Origin of the sequence: Pseudochrobactrum sp. B5 (assembly GCF_001939785.1) — a bacterium.
Classification (GTDB): domain Bacteria; phylum Pseudomonadota; class Alphaproteobacteria; order Rhizobiales; family Rhizobiaceae; genus Pseudochrobactrum; species Pseudochrobactrum saccharolyticum.
On the sequence record NZ_MOYL01000002.1, the window covers coordinates 23,393 to 35,497 of the forward strand.

Annotated in this window: 8 protein-coding genes; 5 read left to right on the forward strand and 3 right to left on the reverse strand. The window is 50.7% G+C overall.

The genetic code is table 11. The annotated features are described in order from the left end of the window. Window positions 1–36: 36 nt before the first annotated feature. Window positions 37–837, forward strand: a complete 801-nt coding sequence (locus BKD14_RS06675; RefSeq protein ID WP_075654843.1) for an ATP12 family protein — start codon at window positions 37–39, stop codon at window positions 835–837. Between the two features lie 177 nt (window positions 838–1,014). Here BKD14_RS06675 and glnA read toward each other — a convergent pair whose 3' ends face one another. Beyond that, window positions 1,015–2,424 carry a type I glutamate--ammonia ligase gene (gene glnA / locus BKD14_RS06680; protein ID WP_022711540.1) on the reverse strand — a complete coding sequence of 470 codons (1,410 nt, stop codon included), beginning with the start codon at window positions 2,422–2,424 and terminating at the stop codon, window positions 1,015–1,017. A gap of 66 nt (window positions 2,425–2,490) precedes the next feature. Next, complete coding sequence (locus tag BKD14_RS06685) at window positions 2,491–2,829, reverse strand: P-II family nitrogen regulator (RefSeq protein WP_028233793.1); 339 nt, start codon at window positions 2,827–2,829, stop codon at window positions 2,491–2,493. Between the two features lie 377 nt (window positions 2,830–3,206). On the opposite strand from BKD14_RS06685, the gene BKD14_RS06690 reads away from it, so the two are divergent. Beyond that, a complete protein-coding gene (locus BKD14_RS06690; protein WP_075654844.1) occupies window positions 3,207–4,766 on the forward strand; it encodes a bifunctional ADP-dependent NAD(P)H-hydrate dehydratase/NAD(P)H-hydrate epimerase in 1,560 nt (519 codons plus the stop codon). Between the two features lie 86 nt (window positions 4,767–4,852). On the opposite strand, the gene uvrA is transcribed toward BKD14_RS06690, so the two are convergent. Next, the gene (gene uvrA, locus BKD14_RS06695; protein ID WP_075655688.1) at window positions 4,853–7,774 is read right to left on the reverse strand and encodes an excinuclease ABC subunit UvrA; all 2,922 of its coding nucleotides are present in this window, start codon (window positions 7,772–7,774) and stop codon (window positions 4,853–4,855) included. A 1,281-nt stretch (window positions 7,775–9,055) separates the two neighbouring features. Between uvrA and BKD14_RS06700 the strand changes: the two genes are divergently transcribed. The 3 genes from BKD14_RS06700 (at window position 9,056) to BKD14_RS06710 (ending at window position 12,083) form a co-directional block, all read left to right on the forward strand. Beyond that, window positions 9,056–10,171, forward strand: a complete 1,116-nt coding sequence (locus tag BKD14_RS06700; RefSeq protein ID WP_210215502.1) for a P1 family peptidase — start codon at window positions 9,056–9,058, stop codon at window positions 10,169–10,171. 217 nt (window positions 10,172–10,388) lie between these two features. After that, a complete protein-coding gene (gene ttcA, locus BKD14_RS06705; RefSeq protein WP_075655692.1) occupies window positions 10,389–11,246 on the forward strand; it encodes a tRNA 2-thiocytidine(32) synthetase TtcA in 858 nt (285 codons plus the stop codon). 12 nt (window positions 11,247–11,258) lie between these two features. Next, on the forward strand, window positions 11,259–12,083 hold the full coding sequence (locus BKD14_RS06710) for an inositol monophosphatase family protein (RefSeq protein ID WP_075654845.1): 825 nt from the start codon (window positions 11,259–11,261) through the stop codon (window positions 12,081–12,083). Window positions 12,084–12,105 lie beyond the last annotated feature (22 nt).

Here is a 12,105-nt window from a genome sequence, read left to right on the forward strand (position 1 = left end):
TGGTGAGATTCTGAACCGAAATATTTAGGAAATAAAATGCGCAATATTCTTGAAGATATCGAACAGGCACGGCTCGATCACGAGGCGATGCTGTCTGATCCTGATCCGGTTATCCGCGCACAAAAGCAGATGCTGACGCCATTGCCGAAGCGTTTCTATAAGGACGTGACTGTCGGTGCCTATGAAGCCGGTGGTTTTGCCATATTACTGGATGGCAAGTTGATCAATACGCCGCTGCGAAACAAGCTGGTTCTGCCAACGGAAGCCGCTGCGCAGATCGTGGCAGAAGAATTTGCCCGTCAGGATACACATATTAATCCGGCCGATATGCCTGCAACCCGTCTGGTGAATACGGCGATTGATGGTGTTGCTGCGGAAACGCAGGCGGTGCTGGAAGAAATTCTGCGCTTCGCCGGTACTGATCTGCTGTGCTATCGCGCAGACAGCCCGAAAGAGCTGGTTGACCGCCAGCGTGAACATTGGGATCCGCTGCTTGATTGGGCCGCGACACTCGGTGCGAATTTCGAGGTTACAGAAGGCCTGATGCATGTGGCGCAGCCGCGTGAGGCGCTGGCTGCTTTCGGTGCACATCTGCGTATGGTTTCTGATCCTGTTGCACTGGCTGCTCTGCATGTGATGACCACACTTTGCGGCTCAGCAATTACCGGTCTGGCATTGTTTAAGGGTGCCATTGATGTGGATACGGCATGGAAGGTCGCCCATGTCGATGAAGATTGGACGATTGAACAATGGGGCGAAGATGAAGAGGCGCAGGCGCGCCGTGCATGGCGGGAGCGGGAAATCCGTGCAGCTGATGCGCTGGTGCGTGCACTCTAATCAACGCTGAAATTGCTATGAATTTAAGCCGCGCCGGTTTGTCCGGCGCGGTTTTTTCTATCGATAAATATAAAATAATCAGAGTCTTACATGGATCGCCTGCCAATTAGATTCATTGATTGTCAGGCAAATAAAAAACCTCGCCAATGGCGGGGTTTCTTGTTTCGGGAGGATGTATCAGCAGGAGTAATACATATCGAATTCAACCGGATGCGGAGCCATTTCAAAGCGCATGACTTCCTGCATTTTCAGTTCAATGAAGCTGTCGATCTGGTCGTCGCTGAACACGTCGCCAGCTTTGAGGAAGGCGCGGTCTTTGTCGAGGCTCTGGAGGGCTTCACGCAGAGAACCGCAAACGGTAGGAATTTTTTTCAGTTCTTTAGCTGGCAGATCATAAAGATCTTTATCCATTGCCTGACCCGGATGGATCTTGTTCTTGATGCCGTCAAGACCAGCCATCAGAATGGCAGCAAAGCAATAGTATGGGTTTGCTGTCGGATCAGGGAAGCGGACTTCCAGACGCTTTGATTTTGGCGAATTGCCAAATGGAATACGGCAGGAAGCTGAACGGTTGCGGGCGGAATAAGCCAGCAGAACAGGCGCTTCATAACCAGGAACCAGACGCTTATAAGAGTTGGTCGACGGGTTGGTGAAGGCATTCAGTGCTTTGGCATGTTTGATCACGCCGCCGATGAAGAACAGGCAGCTTTCTGACAGACCGGCATATTCATTACCGGCGAAAGTCGGCTTGCCGTCTTTCCAGATCGATACGTGAACATGCATGCCCGAACCATTGTCACCGAAGATTGGCTTCGGCATGAAAGTTGCGGTTTTACCATAGGCATTTGCAGTCTGGTGAACCACATATTTGAAGAGCTGCATCTTGTCGGCATTAGCGACGAGGGTGTCGAACTTCACACCGAGTTCGTGCTGAGCGGCTGCAACTTCATGGTGATGCTTTTCAACGGTTACGCCCATTTCGGACAGAACTGTGAGCATTTCCGAGCGCATATCCTGACAGCTGTCGATTGGCGGAACAGGGAAATAGCCGCCTTTAACGCGCGGACGGTGACCCATATTGCCGGTTTCGTAGTCGGTGTCATCATTTGATGGCAGTTCGCTGGAATCCAGCTTGAAACCGGTATTGTAAGGATCGTTTTTGTATTTCACATCATCGAAGATGAAGAATTCAGCTTCCGGGCCGATGAAAACAGTGTCGCCGATGCCAAGCGATTTCACATAGGCTTCTGCTTTCTTGGCAGTGCCGCGCGGATCGCGGTTGTAGTTTTCGCCGGTAACAGGATCGAGAATATCGCAAAGCAGAACCAGAGTGGACGCTGCAAAGAACGGATCCATGTGAGCGGAAGCCGGATCAGGCATCAGAACCATGTCGGATTCATTGATGGCTTTCCAGCCGCCGATGGAGGAGGCGTCGAACATAACGCCGTCGGTGAACATGTCTTCATCAACCATGCCCACATCCATAGTCACATGGTGCAGCTTGCCTTTAGGGTCAGTAAAACGCAGGTCAACGAATTTTACGTCGTTGTCAGAGATCAGTTTCAGAATGTCATGGGCGGTCGTCATATGCATTTTCCTATTGAACGACGTTAAACTGAGAAAATTTGTCCGGCAAAACCGGTGACTTACATATCAGATAGCATCAGGGCCGGTTTCGCCGGTACGAATGCGGATCACTTCTTCAACGCTGGAGATAAAGATTTTACCATCGCCGATACGGCCGGTTTGTGCGGCTTTGCGGATGGCTTCTACCGCTGCATCGACTGCATCATCGGCAAGCACGACTTCGATTTTTACCTTTGGCAGAAAATCGACAACATATTCCGCGCCGCGATACAGTTCAGTGTGGCCTTTTTGACGGCCGAAACCCTTAGCTTCCAGAACGGTGATACCTTGCAGGCCGACGTCCTGAAGTGCTTCTTTGACTTCATCAAGTTTGAAAGGCTTAATGATAGCTTCGATTTTTTTCATCAGAATGCTGCCTCCGTTTATTTCTGAGCCTTACATGGCCTTGAAATATCATAAGCATAAATCGTGCCAAAATCTGCGAATTTATAATCTGACGGGTAAAATTTTATAATTTTTTATGGGCAGGCAGAATTTTAATTGGCAGCTTTTGCTGCAGCTTGTTGAAATGTTTGGTTTATTTTTAAATGATGCCGAAAGGTGAATTTCAGCTGAGGCAAAGAATATGCAGAAATTTCAGGCAAGGCCGCATCTGCGTTGCCTTTGCATGAAAAAATGGCAGTGATAAATATGATTGCCGGATTATGATTGCCTAAAATTTAGGCATTGTGCGTTTTTAATAAGCATGTGTGAAGCAGTAAGCGTTCTTACAGGAGCCTGATATGGAATTATTGACGCCGGAAGAGATGGGGCAGGCTGACCGGATTACCATTGCGGGTGGTATTGCAGGCTATCATCTGATGCAGCGCGCTGGACAGGCGGTGCTTGAGGAGATTGTCAGATTTTGGCCTGATGCCTGTTCTGTCGCTGTGCTCTGTGGTTCCGGCAATAATGGCGGCGATGGCTATGTCGTTGCAAAGCTGCTGCGGACTGTGGGCATATCTGTGGCTTGCTTTTATACGGAACAACCCAAAACGAACAGTGATGCGGCTCTTGCCTATGCTGACTATGTGTCTTTGGGCGGGCAGGTTCTGCCGCTTCATCATTTTATACCTGAAGATTATTCGCTGGTTGTGGACGCTTTGCTCGGTGCGGGGCTGGTGCGTGATGTAAGCGGAGAGCTGACAACTTGTATCACAAGGCTGAACATGTCCGGTATATCTGTCTGTGCGATTGATCTGCCAAGCGGTGTATCTGGACTGGACGGGCAGATTAAAGGCGCTGCTGTGCAGGCGCAGCACACGGTTACGTTTTTTCGTAAGAAGCCCGGACATTTATTGCAGCCGGGACGTGAGTTATGCGGTGAAGTGCAGGTCCGCGATATCAGCATTGAAGATACGGTATTCGAAACAATACCGGTCAGGCTTTATGAAAATCTGCCGGAGCTTTGGTGTGATGCTCTCCCTGTTACACTGGTCAATGCCCATAAATTTACACGCGGCCATGTCGGGGTATTTTCCGGCGGGATGATGTCCACCGGTGCTGCACGTCTGAGTGCGGCGGCTTCCGCGCGTGCAGGGGCGGGGCTGGTGACAATGATTGCACCGCCGGATGCATTGCCTGTTCATGCCGCACATCTGACGGGCACAATGCTGTATCCGTTAGGTGAAACTGTTGATGTTCTGAATTTTATTAAAGCGAGAAAAGTCAAAACTGTGGTTTTGGGGCCTGCCTTTGGCGATGTGCCAAGAGCGCGGGATTTGGTCTGTGCATTATTGGCGGATAGTGCAGATGGAGCCGGTTTGAAAACACTGGTTCTGGATGCTGATGGCATCACAGCATTTAAAGATCAGCCGCAAATGCTGTTTGCTGCCGCAGAACGATCAGGCTGTTCGCTGGTGTTGACACCTCATGAGGGAGAGTTTCAGCGGTTATTCGGCGGATTGGTGACGGATAGTCAGAGTAAAGTTGAGAAAGCGCGGAAGTCTGCTCAGCTCAGCCATAGTGTAGTGATTTATAAAGGTGCGGATACGGTAATTGCCGCACCGGATGGTCGTGCTGCAATTAACAGCAACGGTAATGCATTACTGGCAACTGCCGGTTCCGGTGATGTACTGACCGGTATTATTGCGGGGCTATGTGCGCAGGGTATGCCAGCCTTTGAAGCTGCCTGTGCGGCAGTGTGGATACATGCGGAAGCTGCAAATTGTTTTGCTGAGGAAGCACCGGTCGGTTTAATCGCCGAAGATATGCCTGACCTGATTGTAAAAGTATGGGCAAGACTTGCGAAAAACGGCTTGCTCACAAATGACAGCATATCCCTGAAAAATGGAAAGCACTGAGATAAGGAAACCAGACCACAGAGCTGATTTTCGTTCCCGTATCATTTAATAAAAACGCCGCCTCTTTTATGAGGCGGCGTTGTTATTTATTCAGCTGCGAGTGTTTTGCCGTCAGGGCGACGTTCCAGCAGTTCCTTCAGGAAGTGGCCGGTATAAGAACGCGGTTCGGCGACGATATCTTCCGGACGACCGACGGCCACAATCTCACCACCGCCGTCACCGCCTTCAGGGCCCAGATCCAGAACCCAGTCCGCCGTTTTGATGACTTCAAGATTATGCTCGATAACAGCAACCGTATTGCCCTGATCGACCAGTTCGTGCAGCACTTCCAGCAGTTTGGCAACGTCATGGAAATGCAGGCCGGTGGTTGGCTCATCAAGAATATACAGCGTCTTGCCGGTTGCGCGGCGGGATAGTTCCTTGGCAAGTTTAACACGCTGGGCTTCACCGCCGGAGAGCGTGGTCGCCTGCTGGCCGATCTTGATATAGCCAAGACCGACGCGGTTCAGCGTTTCCATCTTGTCGCGGATACTTGGCACCGCAGCAAAGAATTCCACACCTTCTTCAACCGTCATATCAAGAACATCGGCGATGCTCTTGCCTTTAAACAGAACTTCCAGTGTTTCGCGGTTGTAGCGTTTGCCGTTACAAACATCACAAGTCACGTAAACATCCGGCAGGAAGTGCATTTCAATCTTGATAACACCGTCACCCTGACAGGCTTCACAGCGTCCGCCCTTGACGTTGAATGAGAAGCGCCCAGGCTGATAGCCGCGTGCTTTTGCTTCCGGCAGACCGGCAAACCAGTCACGGATTGGTGTGAATGCACCGGTATAAGTTGCCGGATTGGAACGCGGTGTACGGCCGATTGGTGACTGATCGATATCAATGACCTTGTCCAGCAGTTCCAGACCTTCAATCCGGTCGTGTTCGGCTGGATGCTCGCGGGAGCCCATAATTTTACGTGAAGCAGCTTTATACAGGGTTTCAATCAGGAATGTGGATTTGCCGCCACCGGATACGCCGGTTACTGCGGTAAAGGTACCGAGTGGAATTTCACCGGTTACGTTTTTCAGGTTATTGGCACGGGCGCCGACAACCTTGATGCGTTTGGATTTGGTGATCTTGCGGCGCTCCGCCGGAACCATAACCTGCATTGCACCGGACAGATATTTGCCGGTGATAGAATTTGGATTGTTTATCACTTCGGACGGTGTGCCCTTAGCAATAATCTGACCGCCATGAACACCGGCCGCCGGGCCGATATCGACCACATAGTCCGCAGTGAGGATTGCATCCTCATCATGCTCAACCACAATTACGGTGTTGCCGAGATCGCGCAGATGACGCAGCGTATCGAGCAGACGCGCATTATCGCGCTGGTGCAAACCAATGGATGGTTCATCCAGCACATAGAGAACGCCGGTCAGGCCGGAACCGATCTGCGAGGCCAGACGAATACGCTGGCTCTCACCGCCGGAAAGCGTGCCGGAATTACGCGACAGTGACAGATAGTCCAGCCCCACATCATTAAGGAAGCGGAGGCGCTCGCGGATTTCTTTCAGAATACGGGCAGCAATTTCGTTCTGTTTATCATTGAACTGCTGGTCAATCGTGCTGAACCACTGATCTGCATTACGGATCGACATTTCTGTCAACTGACCGATATGCATCATGCCGACCTTAACCGCCAGTGCTTCCGGTTTCAGGCGATAGCCTGCGCAGGAAGGACAGGGTGTGGCAGACATATAGCGCTCAATCTCTTCACGCGACCAGTTGGAATCGGTTTCCTTCCAGCGGCGCTGCAGATTGGGAATAACACCTTCAAATGTCTTGGTTGTTTCGTAAGAGCGTGAGCCATCCTTATAAACAAAGGTAATTTCTTTGCCCTTTGTGCCGTGAAGTACAGCCTTTTGTGCATCTTCGCTCAAATCCTGCCATTTATCGGTCAGCTTGAAACCATAGGCTTTGCCCAGTGCTTCCAATGTCTGATTGTAATATGGCGAGGAGGATTTTGCCCAAGGTGCGATTGCACCGTCTTTCATACGCAGAGTTTCATCCGGCACAATCAGGTTCGGATCAATTGCCTGTTGTGAACCCAGACCGTCACAGGTCGGGCAGGCACCAAACGGATTGTTGAAGGAGAACAGGCGCGGCTCAATCTCGGCAATGGTAAAACCGGAGACAGGGCAAGCAAACTTCTCCGAGAACAGCACGCGCTCATGGGTGTCATTCTTGGATTTATTGGCACTGTCTGCTGCAGTTTCTTCTGGTGGCAGCGGTTTATCCGCAAATTCTGCAATCGCCAGACCTTCGGCGAGTTGCAGACAGGTTTCCAGACTGTCGGCCAGACGCGAAGCCAGATCAGGACGCACCACAACGCGGTCAACCACCACATCAATATCGTGCTTGTATTTCTTATCCAGTACCGGTGCGTCAGCTATTTCATAGAAAACACCGTCAATTTTGACGCGCTGAAAGCCTTTTTTCTGCAGTTCAGCGAGTTCTTTGCGGTATTCACCCTTACGGCCGCGTACAATCGGCGCCATGATATAGAGGCGGGTGCCTTCTTCAAAAGCCATCACGCGGTCAACCATCTGGCTGACAGTCTGGCTTTCAATCGGCAGGCCGGTGGCAGGGGAGTACGGAATACCGACGCGCGCATAGAGCAGGCGCAGATAATCGTAAATCTCGGTGACAGTACCAACTGTCGAGCGCGGGTTGCGGCTGGTGGTTTTCTGTTCAATGGAAATAGCCGGTGACAGACCATCAATCTGGTCAACATCCGGCTTTTGCATCATTTCCAGAAACTGGCGTGCATAGGCTGAAAGACTTTCGACATAACGGCGCTGACCTTCCGCATAAATCGTGTCGAAAGCGAGCGATGATTTACCGGAACCGGACAGACCGGTCATGACAATCAGCTTGTCGCGCGGCAGATCAATATCAATATTTTTCAGATTATGTTCGCGGGCGCCGCGAATGGAAATAAATTTTTGATCGCTCATCAGCATTGTGCCTGCGGTTGGTGCGTAACAATTTGGCCGGAAACAGGAGAATGGCAGGATTTACAATGCCTCAGCCGAAACTCAGACATTTATATAGGTGCGCTCTGCTCAAACTCAATATTGACCGGATTTGTACTCTGTTTTGCGGAACCGCGCTGCACCAATGACAGTCCAGTTGCTCTCCCGCAATTTTGCAAAAGGTTATAGAACAAAATATGAACTTAAGTCCAGTCAGATTTTGGTTGTAATCGCAGCAAAGCAGAATTTCTTGTCTAGAGCGGTTTACGTCCAGATTGGATCATAGCACTCGCTCTAGATTCTTTATTTGGTCGCATTGTCACGGGTGTCAAGTTGATCCAACTTGACTGTGAAATGCTCTAAGTTCATCAAATGACGATGTAATATAATGTGAAAACCTATCAGTTGACGATGCGCTGTCCTGAGAGCACACTGAAATTGTCTTCAGCATCAGCGGAGGAAAGGGATGTAAAGTCCCGAACAGCTGAAGACGGGCGAAAGCCCAGACAGGAACTTATACTGTTCCGCGCGAAACAGGAGGAATATAAGGATGAGTCCACCTGACCATGCATGACGATATTGTATCGTCGAAAAATAATGTTTTTTCTGAAACTACCGGATTTCTGTAAGGACTATCTGTGAAGATAGTATGCATAGAAAGATCAATGACTATATTCACCGGTCTGTGTGCTTCGGCAGCAAATCGCAGAATATAGGATTTGCTGAAAGTGGTAAGGTTCTGAAAATTATAGCTGAATGCTATATCTGCGGTTCAGAGCCAGACTGTCACAAATGAAAGTTGAAGTGTGGTTTTATTGAAAGAGCAACAATTTATCATTTCTGCAGATAACCTGCCTTTAGGGCAGCTTTCTGAAAGCTTGTCGGCGAATGACTACCGACAAAATGGGATGAACCCCAATCAAAAGCCCTGCGCGCCAAAATAAGTGAGCGGCAGGGCATTTTTGTATCTTGCATAAACTTATTACCGAGGCAGATGTGCCTCTATCCTTTCTCATCTTCTCTCCCAGCTTAGTAGTGATGCCATAAGCCTGCTGATAACGGCGGATGAAAGCAATTGCGCGGATAAATTTGCGGTGCTTATATGCCCGTGGTGGTATCGGGGAGCATGACGACATACCGCCACGGAGGGTTCTCAAAAATCAGGGCAAAGACGCTGTGTTTTTGCCTGAAGACAGTTTGCGACAGCGGCGGCTCCTGCTTCTGGCGGAATTGTTTTGATTGCAGAATATGGAAATAATTTTAATGACAAGCATATCGCATAAACCGCGCGCGCGTGATCTCGGTATTCCGTTTACAGGCACAACCGGCCCGAATAATGCCATTACTGATGTTGAAGGCGTGACGGTTGGTTATTCGACGATTATCGAGGGGGAGGGCAAGTTAGAGACCGGTAAAGGCCCTGTACGCACCGGCGTTACAGCCATTCTACCACGGGGAAAAGCATTCAATCCGGTTTTCTCCGGCTGGTATTCTCTCAACGGCAATGGCGAGATGACCGGCACAACATGGGTGGAGGAGAGCGGTTTTCTTGAGGGGCCGATAGCGATCACCAATACGCATAGCGTTGGCGTGGTGCGGGATTCTGTAGTTTCATGGCTGATTGATAATGATCTGACGGGGCCGCATTTCAAAGATCTTTACTGGCTGCTGCCGGTGGTAGCTGAAACATGGGACGGTATCCTGAACGACATCAACGGCATGCATGTGAAGAAAGAACATGTCTATGCCGCGCTGGATAATGCTGCGGGCGGTAGAATTGCAGAAGGTAATGTCGGCGGCGGCACCGGTATGAACTTGTTCCATTTTAAAGGCGGCACCGGTACATCATCCCGTAAATTGAGCGAAGATGAGGGCGGTTATACTGTCGGCGTCTTGGTGCAGGGTAATTTCGGCAGACGGCAGGATTTGATGATTTCCGGTGTGCCGGTTGGTGAGGAAATTACCGAGCTGATGCAGGATACCTCATGGACGCGTGAGGAGAGCGGCTCGATTATCGTTGTCGTGGCAACGGATGCGCCGCTGTTGCCGCATCAATTGAAACGGTTGGCGCGTCGTGTGCCTGTTGGCATTGGTCGTGTCGGTGGTTTTGGTGCCAATGGCAGCGGTGATATTTTTATCGCTTTTTCAACGGCCAATCCTGATGCTTTCAGCCGTGAAGAAACCACACAAATGGAGATGGTTTCCAATAATAAAATGGATCCGCTCATTCAGGCTGCTGCTTTGGCAACCGAAGAGGCGATTATTAATGCGATGATTGCTGCGGAAACTATGAAGGGGCGGGACGATAATATCTCCTACGCGCTTCCGCATGACCGGCTTGTTGAAGTTATGAAGAAGTATAACAGACACTCTGAATGAAATTTGTGATCGGGAGGCGGCTGAAAAGCCGCTTCTTTGTTGCGAACAGGGGCAGTTCGCTTTATTCGAGGCTCTAACAGCAGTTTTTTGCAGCAGAGATATTATGAATATTCACGACACCACGCTGAATGGCGGCACCCCCTCAACCGTGCAGGATAAAGCAGAACAATCTGCGCCGGTTTCCGATATCAGTCAGGAACTGGATGATTATGCATCCATGAGTGATGAGGATATGGGCGGAGACGGTTGTCACCCGCTGTTTCGCAATGTGCCGTCCTCGGTCGGGTTCAATAAGCTGCGCAAGCGCCTGCTGCGTCAGACCCGTCAGGCGATGGATGATTTCGCTATGGTGCGTCCGGGTGATCGCTGGCTGGTGGCACTGTCCGGCGGCAAGGATTCTTACGGCTTGCTGGCGCTGCTGCTTGATCTGAAATGGCGTGGTCTCCTGCCGGTTGATCTGATTGCCTGTAATCTCGATCAGGGACAGCCGAATTTCCCGAAACATATTCTGCCGGATTATCTGACCAAAAATCAGATTATCCACCGCATTGAATATCAGGACACCTATTCGATCGTGACGGATAAGGTGCCTGAAAATCAAACTTATTGCGCGCTTTGCTCCCGTCTGCGTCGCGGTAATCTCTACCGTGTTGCGCGTGAAGAGGGCTGCTCGGCGCTGGTGCTTGGTCATCACCGCGAAGATATTCTCGAAACCTTTTTCATGAATCTGTTCCACGGTGGTCGTCTGGCATCGATGCCGCCGAAACTGCTGAATGATGAGGGCGATTTGCTGGTCTTGCGCCCGCTGGCCTATGCAGCGGAAGATGATCTGGCAAAATTTGCCACAGCGATGGAGTTCCCGATCATTCCTTGCGATCTGTGCGGCAGTCAGGACGGCTTACAGCGCAATATGATGAAGGCGATGCTGACCGATATTGAAAAGCGTATGCCGGGTCGTAAAGATACGATGATCCGCGCGCTGGCCAATGTGCGCCCGAGCCATTTGCTGGATCGTAAGATTTTTGATTTTGCGTCGCTGGTAGCGCCGGAACTATCCTCCCCCTCAGAAGAATAACGGAAGCAGACTATGTTTGATCATCACGAGATTAACTGGCTGGCTGATTTGCTCAGCTCGACCGCTGACACTGAAATTCTGCCGCGCTTTCGCCGGCTGGACAGTGGCGATATCCGTCAGAAGACCTCGGCTGCTGATCTGGTGACTGAGGCTGATGTTAATTCGGAAAAGGTGATCACCGCTGCTCTGCGTGAGCGCTTTGCCGGTGCGATGATCGTTGGTGAAGAAGCCTGCAGTGACAATCCGGCGCTGTTGGATGGTCTGAATTCTGCGGATCTGGCTTTCACTATTGATCCGGTGGATGGCACATTCAATTTCGCATCCGGTGTGCCGCTGTTTGGTGTCATGCTCTCGGTTAATATCAAAGGCGAGACCGTTGCCGGTATCATCTATGACCCGATGGGGCGTGACTGGCTGATCGGCGTTAAAGGGGCGGGCAGCTATATTCGCCGTGCCGATGGCAGTGAACATAAAGTGCGTGTTGCTGACGCTCCGGCGCTCAAGGAAATGACCGGCTGTGTGTCATGGCAATATCTGCCGGAGCCGGATCGTACGCTGGTTGCCGGTAATCAGGCGAAGTTTCTCTCGCATCTCGGCTATCGCTGTGCAGCGCATGAATATCGCGTGATTGCCACCGGTTCCGCGCATTTTGCGGTTTATAACAAGCTGATGCCTTGGGATCATCTGCCCGGCAATCTGATCCATCAGGAAGCCGGTGGTTATACTGCGCGGCTTGACGGCAGTGCTTATAGACCGGGTCATGTTGATGGCGGTTTGATTATCGCACCGGATAAAGACAGCTGGCAGGCGATCAAACAAGCGCTGTGGCAGAAGTAATTATCTGATCTATAAATAAAAA

Excerpts from the sequence above, each read along its gene's own strand:
- BKD14_RS06675 (WP_075654843.1), top strand. The coding sequence starts at position 37 with ATGCGCAATATTCTTGAAGATATCGAACAGGCACGGCTCGATCACGAG.
- glnA (WP_022711540.1), bottom strand. The coding sequence starts at position 2,424 with ATGACGACCGCCCATGACATTCTGAAACTGATCTCTGACAACGACGTA.
- BKD14_RS06685 (WP_028233793.1), bottom strand. The coding sequence starts at position 2,829 with ATGAAAAAAATCGAAGCTATCATTAAGCCTTTCAAACTTGATGAAGTC.
- BKD14_RS06690 (WP_075654844.1), top strand. The coding sequence starts at position 3,207 with ATGGAATTATTGACGCCGGAAGAGATGGGGCAGGCTGACCGGATTACC.
- uvrA (WP_075655688.1), bottom strand. The coding sequence starts at position 7,774 with ATGAGCGATCAAAAATTTATTTCCATTCGCGGCGCCCGCGAACATAAT.
- BKD14_RS06700 (WP_210215502.1), top strand. The coding sequence starts at position 9,056 with ATGACAAGCATATCGCATAAACCGCGCGCGCGTGATCTCGGTATTCCG.
- ttcA (WP_075655692.1), top strand. The coding sequence starts at position 10,389 with ATGAGTGATGAGGATATGGGCGGAGACGGTTGTCACCCGCTGTTTCGC.
- BKD14_RS06710 (WP_075654845.1), top strand. The coding sequence starts at position 11,259 with ATGTTTGATCATCACGAGATTAACTGGCTGGCTGATTTGCTCAGCTCG.